A 15,758-nucleotide genomic window follows, 5' to 3' on the forward strand; every position below is an offset into this window, starting at 1 on the left:
TGTTTAAAATTAGGTAAAATAAACTAAATGATATTATTGAAAGAAGGTTTGATTTGAAAATACTCTATCGGATTTTTATCGCCCTGACTATTCTTTTACTCTTGGCAGGACTTATTTTGGGCAACCTACTAAAGCCCCAGTCCTCCAAGCAAGCACAGGTGCGAAGTAACCAATCCCAACAGACAGATGTTAAAGACCTACCTAGGATTAATGCTTTTAAGGGAGACCAACCCCTTCACATCTTAATTCTAGGAGTCGATGAAACAGCGACAAATGAATATACAGCAGAAGAGTACGGATCAAGATCAGACACAATCATGGTATTTTCAATTGATCCTGTGAAAAAAACCGTTCAACTCCTATCGGTCCCGCGAGATACCTATGTTAACATACCTGGCTATTCCAAGACAAAAATCAACCACGCTTGGTCTCATGGAGGTTATCCCCTGGTGGAAAAAACGGTGGAAGACTTCTTAGGCATTAAAATCGACTACCATGCCATCGTTCGCTATAATGCAGTAAAAGAACTAACCCAGGCTGCAGGTGGAGTGGAAGTCTACTTGCCGGTGGACTATAAATATACAGATACCCTGGTGAAACCTGCCTTACGAATTAATTTTACCAAGGGATACCATATGGTTGCAGGAGAAAAAGCTGTGGACTTTTTAAGGATTCGAAAGGCCTATGCTGATCAAGACATTGGACGGATTAACCAACAACAAAAATTTCTCATGGCCCTTTTCCAAAAAATGAAAAATAAGAGCATTATCTTTAAATTGCCCCAGTTAATTGATATAGCAAATGAAAACATAGAAAGCGACCTATCCTATGGTCAAATTGTTGATTTAGCTTATTTTGGCCTATCCTTAGACAAAGAAAACATTCATATGGCTACTCTAGAAGGACAAGAAAAGATGATTGATGATATTTCCTATTGGTTTGTGGAAAAAGAATCTGCTAGAAGGCAAATGCAATTGGAGGATCAAAAACAGGAAAATGAGGAGAGCCAGACAGACCAAGGGCAAAATCAAGAAGGCGGAAAAAGCAATTAGCAAAAGCTAGTTGCTTTTTTTACTTTTCTATTGACAAAAAGCTAAAATTTCAGTAAACTATACAAGCTACTCAAAACAAGGCAAAAAGCCTTTTAAGAAGTAGCAAGAAAAACCAAAAAGGTCCTTGACAAAGTCAGGGAGACTTGGTAAACTAATACATGTTGTTTTCCACAAGTAAAAAGTCCGTTAAGAAAAAGCAAAAAAGTTCTTGACAAGAGCCTTTTATCGGTGGTAAAATAATTAAGCTATCTCGTAAAGAGATCAGTTACAACAGAACCAAAAAAACTAAACAGTGTAAGAGAATGAACACACAAGCAAAAGCAAAAAAGCGGAACTTCAGTGAAGAATCCGGAGTCAGTCTAAAGACGATAAAATGGAAAAAACTTTTTAATTGAGAGTTTGATCCTGGCTCAGGACGAACGCTGGCGGCGCGCCTAACACATGCAAGTCGAGCGATGAAATTTTAACCGATCTCTTCGGAGAGAAGATAAAATGGATTAGCGGCGGACGGGTGAGTAACACGTGAGAAACCTGCCTTTCACAAGGGGATAGCCTCGGGAAACCGGGATTAATACCCTATGACACATTTCCTTCGCATGGAAGAAATGTTAAAACTCCGGTGGTGAAAGATGGTCTCGCGCCTGATTAGCTAGTTGGTGGGGTAACGGCCCACCAAGGCCATGATCAGTAACCGGCCTGAGAGGGTGAACGGTCACATTGGAACTGAGACACGGTCCAAACTCCTACGGGAGGCAGCAGTGGGGAATATTGCACAATGGAGGAAACTCTGATGCAGCGACGCCGCGTGAGCGATGAAGGCTTTCGAGTCGTAAAGCTCTGTCCTATGGGAAGATAATGACGGTACCATAGGAGGAAGCCCCGGCTAACTACGTGCCAGCAGCCGCGGTAATACGTAGGGGGCGAGCGTTGTCCGGAATCACTGGGCGTAAAGGGTTCGCAGGCGGTCTACCAAGTCCGATGTGAAAGGCATGGGCTCAACCCATGTAAGCATTGGAAACTGGTAGACTTGAGTTAAGGAGAGGTAAGTGGAATTCCTAGTGTAGCGGTGAAATGCGTAGATATTAGGAAGAATACCGGTGGCGAAGGCGACTTACTGGACTTAAACTGACGCTGAGGAACGAAAGCGTGGGGAGCAAACAGGATTAGATACCCTGGTAGTCCACGCTGTAAACGATGAGTGCTAGGTGTCGGGGCAACTCGGTGCCGCAGTTAACACATTAAGCACTCCGCCTGGGGAGTACGTGCGCAAGCATGAAACTCAAAGGAATTGACGGGGACCCGCACAAGCAGCGGAGCATGTGGTTTAATTCGAAGCAACGCGAAGAACCTTACCAAGGCTAGACATTTTAATGATCGGTCTAGAGATAGACCTTTTCTTCGGAACAGTAAAACAGGTGGTGCATGGTTGTCGTCAGCTCGTGTCGTGAGATGTTGGGTTAAGTCCCGCAACGAGCGCAACCCTTACCTTTAGTTGCCAGCATTTCGGATGGGAACTCTAAAGGGACTGCCGATGATAAATCGGAGGAAGGTGGGGATGACGTCAAATCATCATGCCCTTTATGCCTTGGGCTACACACGTGCTACAATGGTCGGTACAGAGAGCAGCGAGCGAGCGATCTCAAGCGAATCTCAAAAAGCCGATCTCAGTTCGGATTGTAGGCTGCAACTCGCCTACATGAAGTCGGAGTTGCTAGTAATCGCGAATCAGAATGTCGCGGTGAATGCGTTCCCGGGTCTTGTACACACCGCCCGTCACACCATGGGAGTTGGTAATACCCGAAGCCGCCGAGCTAACCGTTTGGAGGCAGGCGTCGAAGGTAGGATCAATGACTGGGGTGAAGTCGTAACAAGGTAGCCGTATCGGAAGGTGCGGCTGGATCACCTCCTTTCTAAGGAGTTCAGAAAGAAGTGGGCCTTGAGCAATCAAGTCATTTCTTAACTCTTACACTGGATTTTTTGGCTCTGACATGGACCTGTAGCTCAGCTGGTTAGAGCGCACGCCTGATAAGCGTGAGGTCGGTGGTTCGAGTCCACCCAGGTCCACCACAACTAAACTTCGGTTTAGTTTAGATGCACAATGAAAACTACATACTCCAATTTTAAAAGTAAGAATGAGATTTTCAAATTATTCAATAACGAGAGTAAAGAAAAGACATTTTTACCGGATAGAAAACAGTTTTAAGGAAAACTGAAACAAAGGTCAAGTTAGAAAGAGCATCAGGTGGATGCCTTGGCACCAAGAGCCGAAGAAGGACGTGATAAGCTGCGAAAAGCAACGGGGAGTCGCAAATAGACGTGAATCCGTTGATGTCCGAATGGGGAAACCCGTATGAGCAAACCTCATACATCCATGCATGAATCCATAGTGTATGGAAGGAAGACCGGGGGAACTGAAACATCTAAGTACCCCGAGGAAAAGAAAGAAACCTCGATTTCCCAAGTAGCGGCGAGCGAACGGGAAAGAGCCCAGGAGCGTAACGACTGATTGTGTATAGTAGAAGGATATGGGAAGATCCGCCAGAGAGGGTAACAGCCCCGTACACGAAATGCACAATGAGCGAACTCCGAAGAGTACCACGAGACACGTGAAACCTTGTGGGAAGATAGGGGGACCACCCCCTAAGGCTAAATACTCCTTGGTGACCGATAGCGCATAGTACCGTGAGGGAACGGTGAAAAGAACCCCGGGAGGGGAGTGAAATAGAATCTGAAACCTGATGTTTACAAGCAGATAAAGTGGTTTTAGGCCACGATATCGTACTTTTTGTAGAACGGGCCAGCGAGTTATGATTTCAAGCAAGGTTAAGAAGAAAAACTTTGGAGCCGCAGGGAAACCGAGTCTGAATAGGGCGGGAAGTTTGAAGTTGTAGACCCGAAACCGTGTGATCTATCCATGGGCAGAGTGAAGTGTTGGTAAAACGACATGGAGGCTCGAACCGGGTAACGTTTAAAAGTTATCGGATGACCTGTGGATAGGGGTGAAAAGCCAATCGAACACGGAGATAGCTGGTTCTCCTCGAAATAGCTTTAGGGCTAGCCTGTAGGAAAAACTGTTTGGGGGGTAGAGCACTGAATCGCCAAGGGACATGTGATGTTACCGCGGCCTATCAAACTCCGAATACCCAAACAAAGCCTATGGAGTCAGACAGTGAGGGATGAGCTTCATTGTCGAAAGGGAAAGAGCCCAGACCACCGACTAAGGTCCCAAAATACTATTTAAGTGGGAAAGGATGTGGAGTTACTCAGACAACTAGGATGTTGGCTTAGAAGCAGCCATCCATTGAAAGAGTGCGTAATAGCTCACTAGTCAAGTGACTCTGCGCCGAAGATAACCGGGGCTAAAATAGATACCGAAGTCGTGGAACGAATAACGTTGGTAGAGGAGCATTGTATAGACAACGAAGCAAAAGGCGTAAGCCATTGTGGAGCCTATACAAGAGAGAATGCTGGCATGAGTAGCGAGAGGTGAGTGAGAATCTCACCCGTCGAAAACCCAAGGATTCCTGAGGAAGGCTCGTCCACTCAGGGTAAGTCGGGACCTAAGGCGAGGCTGAAAAGCGTAGTCGATGGACAACAGGTGGAAATTCCTGTACCGATGGTATTGCTGATGATGGAGTGACGCAGGAGGGGAAATAGAGCGCCCAGTTGGTGAGGCGTGCAAGCACAAAGGCAAGAAGATAGGCAAATCCGTCTTCTGAAGATGCTGAAGTGTGATGCGGATTGAAAACAAGTAGAGAAGTCTAAACGAACCAAACTGCCAAGAAAAGCTTCTAAGAGATACCATTGCCCGTACCGCAAACCGACACAGGTAGGTGAGGAGAGAATCCTAAGACGAGCGGAAGAACCTTTGTTAAGGAACTCGGCAAAATGACCCCGTAACTTCGGGAGAAGGGGAGCCCCTGTAAAAGGGGGCCGCAGTGAAAAGGCCCAAGCGACTGTTTACCAAAAACACAAGTATCTGCGAAGTCGAAAGACGAAGTATAGGTGCTGACACCTGCCCGGTGCTGGAAGGTTAAGGGGACGAGTTAGCGCAAGCGAAGCTCCGAGCTGAAGCCCCAGTAAACGGCGGCCGTAACTATAACGGTCCTAAGGTAGCGAAATTCCTTGTCGGGTAAGTTCCGACCCGCACGAAAGGTGTAACGATTTGGGCACTGTCTCAACAAAGGATCCGGTGAAATTGTAGTAGCGGTAAAGATGCCGCTTACCCACGACAGGACGGAAAGACCCCGTGGAGCTTTACTGTAGGTTGACATTGGATTTTGGGATAAACTGTACAGGATAGGTGGGAGGCAGAGAGCCATGTACGCCAGTATATGGGGAGCCAATGGTGGGATACCACTCTTTTTATCTTAGAATTCTAACCGACTTCCGTGAAACCGGAAGCGGGACACTGTCAGTCGGGCAGTTTGACTGGGGCGGTCGCCTCCGAAAGAGTAACGGAGGCGTTCAAAGGTTCCCTCAGCACGGACGGAAATCGTGCGAAGAGTGCAAAGGCAGAAGGGAGCTTAACTGCGAGAGCGACAACTCGAGCAGATGCGAAAGCAGGACTTAGTGATCCGGTGGTACCGCGTGGAAGGGCCATCGCTCAACGGATAAAAGCTACCCCGGGGATAACAGGCTTATCTCCCCCAAGAGTCCACATCGACGGGGAGGTTTGGCACCTCGATGTCGGCTCGTCTCATCCTGGGGCTGAAGTAGGTCCCAAGGGTTGGGCTGTTCGCCCATTAAAGAGGCACGCGAGCTGGGTTCAGAACGTCGCGAGACAGTTCGGTCCCTATCCGTCGTGGGCGCAGGAAATTTGAGAGGAGCTATCCTTAGTACGAGAGGACCGGGATGGACAAACCACTGGTGCATCAGTTGTACTGCCAAGTGCACAGCTGAGTAGCTACGTTTGGACTGGATAAGAGCTGAAGGCATCTAAGCACGAAGCCAACCTCGAGATAAGATTTCCCATCGAAAGAATAAGGCCCCTTGAAGAAAATGAGGTAGATAGGCTTCAGGTGGAAGCACAGCAATGTGTGGAGCTAAGAAGTACTAATCGGCCGAAGACTTGACCAAAGAAAATTGGAGGATGTAGGATCCGGTGACCATAGCAAGAGGGTACCACCCGTAACCATACCGAACACGGAAGTTAAGCCTCTATGCGCCGATGATACTTGGTTGGCAACGACCTGGGAAAGTAGGATATTGCCGGACAAGCCGCAAGGCATGAAGAAGTGGCATAAGAAGTTTGCCAAGTGCCACATAATCTTAGGTAGCTCAATGGTGGAGCAACCGGCTGTTAACCGGTAGGTTGTGGGTTCGAGTCCCACCCTGAGAGCCACAAGCCGGGGTGGCGGAACAGGCAGACGCACAGGACTTAAAATCCTGCGGTGGTTAAACACCGTACCGGTTCGATTCCGGTCCTCGGCACCAGTGTGACGCGGGATGGAGCAGTCTGGTAGCTCGTCGGGCTCATAACCCGAAGGTCGAAGGTTCAAATCCTTCTCCCGCTACCATAAAAGGCCCCATGGTCAAGCGGTTAAGACATCGCCCTTTCACGGCGGTATCTCGGGTTCGAATCCCGATGGGGTCACCATAATTATTTGGGCGCATAGCTCAGCTGGGAGAGCATCTGCCTTACAAGCAGGGGGTCATAGGTTCGAGCCCTATTGCGCCCACCAAATAATTACTTTTTAAAATCTAATTTATGCGGCCTGGTAGTTCAGTTGGTTAGAATGCCAGCCTGTCACGCTGGAGGTCGTCGGTTCGAACCCGATCCAGGTCGCCATACATACTACTTAATTATAAGTTAGTAGACAAATAAGCTGGTGTAGCTCAATTGGTAGAGCAACTGACTTGTAATCAGTAGGTTAGGGGTTCAAGTCCTCCCACCAGCTCCAAACTTGGAGGAGTTCCCGAGTTGGCCAAAGGGGACGGACTGTAAATCCGTTAGCTCAGCTTTCAGTGGTTCGAATCCACTCTCCTCCACCATATTCAATTTCATAGCATTAGAAGTACTACACGATTTGCGGGTGTAGCTCAGTGGTAGAGCCCCAGCCTTCCAAGCTGGTTGCGAGAGTTCGATTCTCTTCACCCGCTCCATTAATGTCTATCTTATAGGCACCTATAGCTCAGTAGGATAGAGCAACGGACTTCTAATCCGTGTGCCGGGGGTTCGAATCCTCCTAGGTGCACCACTAATTTCTTTGGGGCGTAGCCAAGTCGGTAAGGCACCAGACTTTGACTCTGGCATTCCACAGGTTCGAGTCCTGTCGCCCCAGCCATTTTGATCCATTAGCTCAGTCGGTAGAGCACCTGACTTTTAATCAGGGTGTCCCGCGTTCGAGTCGCGGATGGATCACCATTTTTTTATTTACGCAGATATGGAGAGGTATCGAAGTGGTCATAACGAGGCGGTCTTGAAAACCGTTTGGGTTCACGCCCGCGTGGGTTCGAATCCCACCCTCTCCGCCAAAATGGAGAAGTACTCAAGTGGCTGAAGAGGCTCCCCTGCTAAGGGAGTAGGTCCTTCACGGGGCGCGAGGGTTCAAATCCCTCCTTCTCCGCCATAGTGGGCCTTTAGCTCAGTTGGTCAGAGCATCCGGCTCATAACCGGCAGGTCCGGGGTTCAAGTCCCTGAAGGCCCACCATTTTACATATAGGCCCAGATAGCTCAGTCGGTAGAGCAGTGGACTGAAAATCCACGTGTCGCTGGTTCGATTCCGGCTCTGGGCACCAAATAAAATTATTTTATTTAAAAGTTCCTTTTGGGAGCTTTTTTTGTTATAGGGAACTTTACTTCCTGGCTAAAGATGACTATACATTTATGGAATGTATATGGTATAATACTAAATATGGAGGGATATTATGGATAGTTTTGAAACACAAGTGTTTGAAAAAAAGATGCTTGATCATGAACGAATGAAATCAATTTTAAAAAAAGTCTATGAGGCTCTTGAAGAAAAAGGCTATCATCCGATTGATCAAATTGTTGGATATGTTTTATCCGGTGATCCAACTTATATTACAAGTTATAATAACGCTAGATCCATTATCCAAGAAGTTGAACGTGATGAATTACTAGGAGAGCTTTTGTCTTTCTACTTAGATTGTGAGTAAAGGTGGACTCATTGTCCATCTTTTTTCTGTTGAGGTGACAAATGCGCTATTTAGGAAATACGGACCTCTATGTGTCGGAACTTTGTTTCGGTACCTTGACTATGACACCTTTCCAGGCAAATCTATCCATTAATGAAGGTGCTAGACTCTTAATTCATGCTACTGAACGTGGTGTAAATTTTTTCGATACGGCTGAAATTTATGATAATTATGCCTATTTGAGAGAGCTTTTAAAGGTGGTTGACCGGAGTCAAGTGGTCATAGCAAGTAAGTGCTATGCCTATGATGAAAAGACGGCCACAGAGAGCTTGAAGAAGGCTTTAGAAGGTTTAGGTACGGATTATATTGACTTGTTTATGTTGCATGAACAGGAGAGTAAATATACCTTAAAGGGCCACCACGAGGCTTTGGAGACTTTTTGTAAGTTTAAAGAGGCCGGCTATATTCGAAGCATTGGTGTATCAACGCATTTTATTGCTTGTACTCAGGCAATTACAAAATATCCCGAAATTCAAGTTATCCATCCCATTTATAACCAAAGAGGAATTGGCATTCAAGATGGTAACGTCGAAGAAATGACCGCTAGCTTAAAGAATCTGCACAGTAACGGCATTGGCATTTATTCGATGAAGGCCTTGGGTGGAGGACATTTGCAACAAGATGCTTTAGAGTCCATAAAGTGGGTTATGGAAAGAGATTTTATTGATTCTATTGCTATTGGAATGCAATCAATTGAAGAGGTTGACTATAATGTTGACCTGATTTTAAATCGCAAGGAAAATATGGATGCTTATGAGAAAATTCATAAGAAGAAACGACGTTTGATTGTGGCAGACTATTGTATTGGCTGCGGAAATTGCGTTAAACGTTGTAAGCAGGATGCAATTCATGTAATCAATGGAAGGGCTGTTCCTAATGATGCCTGTATCTTATGTGGCTATTGTGCAACAGTCTGTCCGGAAGTCTGTATTAAGGTGATATGATGCGGGTTTTAGGATTGGATGTGGGAGATGTCCGAATTGGTATTGCGGTTTCAGATCCTACGGCTTTAGTGGCCTCAGCCTATAAAACGCTGGTCCGAACATCTAAATGGAAGGATGTTGAGGAGGTTCGCTCCATTATTGAAGACTTAAAGGTTGACCGGGTTGTTGTGGGGCTTCCAAAGAATATGAATAATTCTCTTGGACCTCAAGGCAAGAAGGTTCAAAAGTTTGTCAATGCTTTAAAGCACAATTATCCCTTAGACTTGGTCTATGTTGATGAGAGGTTGACAACGGTGAGTGCTGAGCGAATTTTAATTGAAGCGGATGTATCTAGAAAGAATCGGAAAAAAGTTGTGGATCAAGTTGCTGCAACCTATATCTTGCAACAATATTTAGATATGCAGAAGAACACTGAAGACTGAAGGGAGCGGGAATGAACCAAATAGAAACATTTTTAGATGAAAATGGTCACCCGATGGAGTTTCGGATACTGGGAAAATTTACCCTTGATGACATGGATTATTTAGCAATGGAACCGGTGATTGACTTGGAACCCTTGGTATATATTTTACGGATTGACTTGGATCAAAACGGACAAGAATGCCTGGTGGGAATCGACGACGATGAGCTGGCCATAGCGAAGGAAGCTTATGAAGAACTAGTAAATCAAAAGGAGTAAGCCATGGATCGTGCTGAAGAGTTCGTAAAAAAGTTATTAAAAAGTAAGGGTTATAAGTTTACTAACCAAAGAGTAGAGATTTACCGGGTTTTTTTAGAAAATAAGGGCAAGCACTTATCCTGTGAGGATGTTTATGAAATTGTGTCCAAAAAGGATTCAGAAATTGGTATTGCCACTGTCTATCGGACGGTACAACTCTTTGATGAGTTAGGAGTCTTGTATTCCATCAGTTTTGATGATCAAACGACTCGCTATGAGTTAAAGGATGAAACAGATAAACACTACCACCACCATGTAATTTGCCTAAGCTGTGGCAAGGTGATTGAAGTGGAATATGATTTTTTAGATGCTCTGGAAGATACCATTGAGGAAAAAGAAAACTTTAAAATAGTAGATCACAACTTAAAATTTTATGGTTACTGTGCAGACTGTCAAAAAAAAGGAGATAAGAATGAAAAACAGTAACAAAATACGCATTGTCCCCCTAGGTGGGATGCGCGAAGTCGGAAAAAACCTAACGGTTATTGAATATAGAGATGATCTTATTCTAGTGGACTGTGGGATGACTTTTCCGGGAGATGAAATGCCAGGAATTGATATTGTCATTCCAGATATTTCGTATTTGGTAAAGAACAAGCATAAGATTCGGGGGATGGTCATTACTCATGGCCATGAAGACCATATTGGTGCGATACCCTATGTTTTGAAAAAGATTAATATTCCGGTTTACGGGACAAAATTAACCTTGGGCTTGATTCAAAACAAGTTAAAGGAACACCGTCTACTGGGAACGGCTAAGTTAAAAACTGTAAGCCATGGGCAAAAGGTAAGACTGGGTAAATTGGAAGTAGAATGGATTCGGGTTAACCACTCCATACCAGATTCTTCATGTTTAGCCATAAAAACACCTTTGGGCACCATTGTTCACTCTGGAGACTTTAAGGTGGACTTTACTCCCATTAGTGGTAAACCCATTGACTTAAACCGCTTGGGAGAAATAGGAAGCCGGGGCGTTTTATGCTATATGGGTGAATCGACAAATGTCTTAAGACCCGGCTATACCATGAGTGAATCTAGGGTTGGAGAAACTTTTGATCGTATTTTTTCCCAAACCAGACGCTCTCGGATTATTATTGCAACTTTTGCATCTAACGTCCATAGAATTCAGCAAATCATTAATGCGGCGGAAAAGTTCAACCGAAAAGTTGTCCTGTCCGGGCGGTCCATGCTAAATGTTATGAGTACGGCCCAAAGGCTTGGTTATTTACAGGTAAAACCCAATACCATGATTGATATTCGGGATATGAATAAGTACAACCCCCATCAACTGGTTTTAATTACAACGGGGTCCCAAGGGGAGCCCATGAGTGCCTTGACTCGGATTTCCAATGATGAACATAGGCAAATCAAATTAAGACAAGATGACGTGGTTATTTTGTCGGCTCATCCAATTCCAGGAAATGAAAATGCAGTGTCTTCCGTCATCAATAATTTAATTGAACGAAACGTCAATGTTATTTATGAATCTTTGTCTGAAATTCACGTATCCGGCCATGCCTGCCAAGAGGAATTAAAGATGATGCTGTCCATTTTGCAACCCAAGTATTTTGTTCCCTGTCATGGAGAAATCAGACACCTGAAAAAACATGCTGAGATTGCAAAAAAAATGGGCATTAACAAGGATAATGTTTTTGTTTTGGAAAATGGAGACTGTTTAGAAATTAGCCAATCAGAAGCACGGATGGGCAAAAAAGTTCCATCTGGCCAAGTTTTGGTAGATGGACTGGGTGTAGGAGATGTAGGTAGCGTCGTCTTAAAAGACCGAAAGCACTTGTCTGAAGATGGACTTATTTCTGTTGTAGTTGCCATTGATAAGGAAAAGAAAAAGATTGTTTCAGGGCCGGACATTATTTCCCGGGGCTTTGTCTATGTGAAGGAATCCGGTAATTTAATGTCTGGAGCTAAGAAGGTTGTTCTTAAAAAAGTACAAGACAGCTTAAATGGGCGAAACATCCAATTTAATCAAATAAAATCAGATATTAGAGATGAATTAAGAGGCTATTTATTCTCTAAGACAAAAAGAAATCCGATGATTTTACCAATTATCATGGAGGTTAAAGAGAATTCATAATGAATTCTCTTTTTTACCATGTCAGAGATTTTACAAGACCATATTGAATCTTTCTTGGATGACTTTAGCCCGGAAACGTCGGATTTGAGTCGGGAATTAAGAGACTACGCCAAAGACAACCACGTGCCCATTATTGATGAAGAAGTCAAACAATTTTTATCCTTTTATTTAAATACTTTGAAGCCTCGTAAGATTTTAGAGTTGGGAACGGCTATTGGCTATTCTTCAATTTGGATGAGTCAAATAAAGGGAGTCCAAGAACTTCATACCGTGGAAATTCGCCCAGAAATGTTTGCCCTGGCCAAGGAAAATATTGAACGGGCAAATTGCAAAAATGTCCGTCAATTTCAAGGAGATGCTGCTGATTATTTGGACAAAAGCCAGGAAATGTATGATTTTATTTTTATTGATGCTGCCAAGGGTCAATATCCTTTTTACTTTAAAAAGGCCCTCCAGCGTTTGGAAAAAAATGGAGTCATTGGTTTTGACAATATTTTATTTCGGGGAATGATCAGCAACCAAGACTTGGTCAAGAGACGGAAAATTACCATTGTTAAACGCCTGAGAAAGCTTTTATCTGAATTGAAATTAGACCAAGCGTATGAAAAAACCCTCATTCCTTTGGGGGATGGCTTTCTATTAGTAAGGAGAAATGATGTATAAACCGGAATTACTTGCACCTGCAGGAGACTTAGAAAAGTTAAAGACGGCGATTCTCTATGGAGCAGATGCTGTTTATTTAGGTGGTGAATCCTTTGGCCTGAGAAAGGCGTCAAAAAATTTCACCCTGGACCAAATCAAAGAAGCAGTAGATTTTGTCAAGGAGAGAAAGAAAAGAATTTACGTCACCATGAATATCATCCCCCATGAAAAAGATATGGAAGGGGTGGGGGACTATGCAAAGGACCTCCAAGACCTAGGGGTAGACGCCTTAATTGTTTCGGATCCTGGAATGTTTACCAGCATTCGCGAAAAGGCCAAGGAAATTGAGATCCATATGTCCACCCAAGCCTCCATTACCAACAGCTCCACCATTAAGTTTTGGCGAGACCTGGGAGTAACCAGGGTGGTCTTGGCCCGGGAAGTCTCCCTAAAAGAAATCCAAGAAATCCACAAGGCCCTAGGAGATAGTATTGAGCTGGAAGCCTTTGTCCACGGAGCCATGTGTATGAGTTATTCTGGCCGTTGCCTACTGAGTAATTATATGACAGGCCGGGATGCCAACATGGGGGATTGTGCCCAGCCCTGCCGCTACAAGTATCATTTGGTGGAAGAAACCAGACCTGGAGAGTATTTTCCCATTGAAGAGGATGACCAGGGAAGTTTTATTATGAATTCCAAGGACCTATGTATGATAGACCACATGGACGATGTCTTAAGGGCCGGAATTAAAAGTTTAAAAATTGAAGGCAGGGTTAAGTCTTCTTATTATCTGGCCACCATTGTCCGGGCCTACCGTAATGTCATTGATGCCTTCTTAGAAGATCCAGACCACTTCCAATTTGACCCCTATTGGCTTGAAGAAGTGAAAAAAGTAAGTCACCGGGACTTCACCACTGGTTTTTACTATGAAGAAGCCAAAAAAGATGCCCAGGTTTATACAGATAATTCCTACATCCGGGGCTATGATTTTGTGGGACTTATTTTAGACTATGATCCGGTCAGTCAAATAGCCACAGTGGAACAAAGAAACCGCCTCTTTCCAGAAGACAGGGTGGAAATTTTTGGCCCCTATGGCCATGACTTCCAGCAAGTTGTGGGGAAAATGCTGGATGAAGAGGACCAGGTTATTGAGGTGGCCAACCGGGCTCAAATGATTTTTAAAATGAAAGTTTCCCAGCCTGTAGAAAAGGGCTACTATATCAGGAGAAGGGTGGAGGCAAATGAATAAACCATTGATGATTGGTATTGCAGGGGGCAGTGGAAGTGGAAAGTCCACAGTAACCCAAGAGCTTATAGATTTAATTGGAGCAGAAAAGGTCACCTTAATCCAACAAGATAGCTATTATAAGGACCAATCCCACCTTCCCTTGGAAGAAAGGATGAAGACCAATTACGACAACCCCCTATCTTTTGATGAGGCCCTTTTGGTGGACCACTTAAAGGATTTAAAGATGGGGAAAACCATCCAAATGCCCCAGTATGACTATACGGTCCACAATCGCAAAAAGGACTTCATAGAATTAAAGGCCGACAAGATTATCATCCTAGAGGGGATTTTAATTTTGGCTGAAGAGTCCATCCGGGACCTTTTGGATATCAAGGTTTTCGTAGATACCGATGCAGATGTACGGATTATCCGTCGGATTTTAAGAGATATTAAGGAAAGGTCCAGAAGTCTTGAATCCATCATCTTGCAGTATATGTCTACAGTCAGGCCAGCCCACTTGCAGTTTGTAGAGCCTTCCAAGCGCTATGCAGACATCATCATTCCTGAAGGAGGCTACAATAAGGTGGCCATTGATTTACTGGTCACTAAAATAAAAAATGTTTTAAGTCAAGGAGAATAAGTTCTTGACAGGATGGATAGAATTTGTTATACTATTCAGGCAAGTAGAAGGACCGCTTCTCACCTTACGATGAAAGTTTTAAGGTTACATGTTTAGAAATGAACTTAGCGGGTACTTTGTGTGCCCGCTTTTATTTTATGGAGGTGCTTAGAGATTAAAGATCTTCAAATCAACGAAGCAATTCGTGACAAAGAAGTAAGATTGGTTGGGGCCGATGGAGAACAAATCGGCGTTGTAGATATTGCACATGCTCAAAATTTGGCAGATGAGGCTAAGCTTGATTTGGTAAAGGTAGCGCCTGGTGCGAAACCACCTGTTTGTCGTATTATGGATTATGGAAAATACAAATACGACCTAATGAAAAAGGAAAAAGAGTCCAAGAAGAAGCAAAGAGTCATTAACGTAAAAGAATTACGTTTCTCACCCAATATTGAAGAGCATGATTTACAAACAAAAGCCAATCAAGGGAAGTCTTTTCTAAGTGCCGGAGACAGAGTTAAAGTATCTGTACGCTTTCGTGGCCGCGAGTTAGGCCATACTGAAATTGGTAGAAAGGTCCTTGACCGATTTGTAGAACTTATAGCTGACGAAGGGGTTGTTGACAAGGCACCCAAGATGGAAGGTCGAAGCATGGTTATGTTTTTATCTCCCAAGTCAGACAAGGATAAGAAATAGGAGGAATGTATGGCAAAAATGAAAACACACCGTGCGTCTGCTAAGAGATTTCGCCGCACAGGTACAGGAAAATTAAGAAGATTTAAGGCATACAAGAGTCATATCACTGGTAAAAAATCACCTAAGCGAATTCGTAATCTTCGTAAGGGATCTCTTGTGAGCAAGAGTGATCAAAGACGTATTGATCACATGATTCCATAAGGAGGTAGTTGAATGGCTAGAGTAAAAAGAGCAGTTAATGCAAAGAAAAAACATAAAAGTATTTTAAAACAAGCAAAGGGATACTTTGGAGCAAAATCTAAATTATTCCGTCCTGCCAACCAAGCAGTTATGCGTTCTTTAACCTATGCATACATTGGTAGAAAACAAAGAAAAAGAGAATTCCGTAAACTATGGATTGCTCGTATCAATGCAGCAGCACGCTTGAATGGATTAAGCTATAGCAAGTTTATTTCAGGATTAAAGAAAGCCAACATTGAAATCAATCGTAAGATGCTTTCTGAATTAGCAATTCATGATGCAGAAGCATTTACTAAACTAGTAGAAGTTGCCAAAGAAAATATCTAATGACCAGTCAAGCTCCCTAGGTTTAGGGAGCTCATTTTT

At 44.0% G+C, this 15,758-nt stretch carries 13 protein-coding genes, 17 tRNA genes and 3 rRNA genes; all 33 read left to right on the forward strand.

Features of this window, described 5'->3' with window-relative positions:
• Positions 1-53: 53 nt before the first annotated feature.
• The 33 genes from BQ7400_RS00910 to rplT all read left to right on the forward strand — a co-directional run bounded on the left by BQ7400_RS00910 (position 54) and on the right by rplT (position 15,719).
• Positions 54-1,052 carry an LCP family protein gene (locus BQ7400_RS00910; protein ID WP_072469153.1) on the forward strand — a complete coding sequence of 333 codons (999 nt, stop codon included), beginning with the start codon at positions 54-56 and terminating at the stop codon, positions 1,050-1,052.
• A gap of 387 nt (positions 1,053-1,439) precedes the next feature.
• Positions 1,440-2,962: ribosomal RNA gene (locus BQ7400_RS00915) — 16S ribosomal RNA — on the forward strand.
• An 80-nt stretch (positions 2,963-3,042) separates the two neighbouring features.
• Positions 3,043-3,119, forward strand: a tRNA-Ile gene (locus BQ7400_RS00920).
• 152 nt (positions 3,120-3,271) lie between these two features.
• A 23S ribosomal RNA gene (locus tag BQ7400_RS00925) occupies positions 3,272-6,131 on the forward strand.
• 21 nt (positions 6,132-6,152) lie between these two features.
• Positions 6,153-6,269 (forward strand): 5S ribosomal RNA (gene rrf / locus BQ7400_RS00930).
• The 16S, 23S and 5S rRNA genes sit together here with 17 tRNA genes alongside, the layout of an rRNA operon.
• Positions 6,270-6,321: 52 nt before the next feature.
• Positions 6,322-6,396, forward strand: a tRNA-Asn gene (locus BQ7400_RS00935).
• A gap of 3 nt (positions 6,397-6,399) precedes the next feature.
• A tRNA-Leu gene (locus tag BQ7400_RS00940) sits at positions 6,400-6,488 on the forward strand.
• A 6-nt stretch (positions 6,489-6,494) separates the two neighbouring features.
• Positions 6,495-6,571 (forward strand) — tRNA-Met (locus BQ7400_RS00945).
• A 5-nt stretch (positions 6,572-6,576) separates the two neighbouring features.
• Positions 6,577-6,651, forward strand: a tRNA-Glu gene (locus BQ7400_RS00950).
• Positions 6,652-6,660: 9 nt separating this feature from the next.
• Positions 6,661-6,736, forward strand: a tRNA-Val gene (locus tag BQ7400_RS00955).
• A 30-nt stretch (positions 6,737-6,766) separates the two neighbouring features.
• Positions 6,767-6,843 (forward strand) — tRNA-Asp (locus tag BQ7400_RS00960).
• Between the two features lie 36 nt (positions 6,844-6,879).
• Positions 6,880-6,955 (forward strand) — tRNA-Thr (locus BQ7400_RS00965).
• Positions 6,956-6,960: 5 nt separating this feature from the next.
• Positions 6,961-7,046, forward strand: a tRNA-Tyr gene (locus tag BQ7400_RS00970).
• Positions 7,047-7,083: 37 nt separating this feature from the next.
• A tRNA-Gly gene (locus tag BQ7400_RS00975) sits at positions 7,084-7,157 on the forward strand.
• 18 nt (positions 7,158-7,175) lie between these two features.
• Positions 7,176-7,252, forward strand: a tRNA-Arg gene (locus tag BQ7400_RS00980).
• 10 nt (positions 7,253-7,262) lie between these two features.
• Positions 7,263-7,339, forward strand: a tRNA-Gln gene (locus tag BQ7400_RS00985).
• Between the two features lie 4 nt (positions 7,340-7,343).
• Positions 7,344-7,419: transfer RNA gene (locus tag BQ7400_RS00990), tRNA-Lys, on the forward strand.
• Positions 7,420-7,440: 21 nt separating this feature from the next.
• A tRNA-Ser gene (locus BQ7400_RS00995) sits at positions 7,441-7,529 on the forward strand.
• A 4-nt stretch (positions 7,530-7,533) separates the two neighbouring features.
• A tRNA-Ser gene (locus tag BQ7400_RS01000) sits at positions 7,534-7,624 on the forward strand.
• A 4-nt stretch (positions 7,625-7,628) separates the two neighbouring features.
• Positions 7,629-7,705, forward strand: a tRNA-Ile gene (locus tag BQ7400_RS01005).
• 12 nt (positions 7,706-7,717) lie between these two features.
• A tRNA-Phe gene (locus BQ7400_RS01010) sits at positions 7,718-7,793 on the forward strand.
• Positions 7,794-7,922: 129 nt separating this feature from the next.
• Positions 7,923-8,174: an IreB family regulatory phosphoprotein gene (locus BQ7400_RS01015; RefSeq protein WP_034440125.1), complete on the forward strand. Its 252-nt coding sequence runs from the start codon at positions 7,923-7,925 to the stop codon at positions 8,172-8,174.
• A 41-nt stretch (positions 8,175-8,215) separates the two neighbouring features.
• Positions 8,216-9,157: an aldo/keto reductase gene (locus BQ7400_RS01020; RefSeq protein ID WP_034440123.1), complete on the forward strand. Its 942-nt coding sequence runs from the start codon at positions 8,216-8,218 to the stop codon at positions 9,155-9,157.
• Positions 9,154-9,579 carry a Holliday junction resolvase RuvX gene (ruvX, locus tag BQ7400_RS01025; protein ID WP_034440121.1) on the forward strand — a complete coding sequence of 142 codons (426 nt, stop codon included), beginning with the start codon at positions 9,154-9,156 and terminating at the stop codon, positions 9,577-9,579. Before BQ7400_RS01020 ends, ruvX begins: the two co-directional genes overlap by 4 nt.
• Before the next feature lie 11 nt (positions 9,580-9,590).
• Positions 9,591-9,836 (forward strand): DUF1292 domain-containing protein, encoded by a 246-nt coding sequence (locus BQ7400_RS01030; protein WP_034440119.1) that lies wholly within the window; start codon positions 9,591-9,593, stop codon positions 9,834-9,836.
• 3 nt (positions 9,837-9,839) lie between these two features.
• Positions 9,840-10,301, forward strand: a complete 462-nt coding sequence (locus BQ7400_RS01035; protein ID WP_034440117.1) for a Fur family transcriptional regulator — start codon at positions 9,840-9,842, stop codon at positions 10,299-10,301.
• Positions 10,288-11,967: a ribonuclease J gene (locus BQ7400_RS01040; RefSeq protein ID WP_034440115.1), complete on the forward strand. Its 1,680-nt coding sequence runs from the start codon at positions 10,288-10,290 to the stop codon at positions 11,965-11,967. The genes BQ7400_RS01035 and BQ7400_RS01040 overlap by 14 nt, the downstream gene beginning before the upstream one ends.
• Positions 11,968-11,985: 18 nt before the next feature.
• Complete coding sequence (locus BQ7400_RS01045) at positions 11,986-12,630, forward strand: O-methyltransferase (protein WP_072469154.1); 645 nt, start codon at positions 11,986-11,988, stop codon at positions 12,628-12,630.
• Positions 12,623-13,858, forward strand: coding sequence for a peptidase U32 family protein (locus BQ7400_RS01050; protein WP_072469155.1), 1,236 nt, complete (start codon positions 12,623-12,625; stop codon positions 13,856-13,858). The genes BQ7400_RS01045 and BQ7400_RS01050 overlap by 8 nt, the downstream gene beginning before the upstream one ends.
• Positions 13,851-14,477 (forward strand): uridine kinase, encoded by a 627-nt coding sequence (gene udk / locus BQ7400_RS01055; RefSeq protein ID WP_072469156.1) that lies wholly within the window; start codon positions 13,851-13,853, stop codon positions 14,475-14,477. Before BQ7400_RS01050 ends, udk begins: the two co-directional genes overlap by 8 nt.
• Before the next feature lie 120 nt (positions 14,478-14,597).
• Complete coding sequence (gene infC / locus BQ7400_RS01060; RefSeq protein WP_034440106.1) at positions 14,598-15,152, forward strand: translation initiation factor IF-3; 555 nt, start codon at positions 14,598-14,600, stop codon at positions 15,150-15,152.
• A gap of 9 nt (positions 15,153-15,161) precedes the next feature.
• Positions 15,162-15,353: a 50S ribosomal protein L35 gene (rpmI, locus tag BQ7400_RS01065; protein WP_034440104.1), complete on the forward strand. Its 192-nt coding sequence runs from the start codon at positions 15,162-15,164 to the stop codon at positions 15,351-15,353.
• A gap of 12 nt (positions 15,354-15,365) precedes the next feature.
• Positions 15,366-15,719, forward strand: a complete 354-nt coding sequence (gene rplT / locus BQ7400_RS01070) for a 50S ribosomal protein L20 (protein ID WP_072469157.1) — start codon at positions 15,366-15,368, stop codon at positions 15,717-15,719.
• Positions 15,720-15,758: the final 39 nt, after the last annotated feature.

It is taken from the genome of Urinicoccus massiliensis (assembly GCF_900120405.1).
Lineage (GTDB): Bacteria > Bacillota > Clostridia > Tissierellales > Peptoniphilaceae > Urinicoccus > Urinicoccus massiliensis.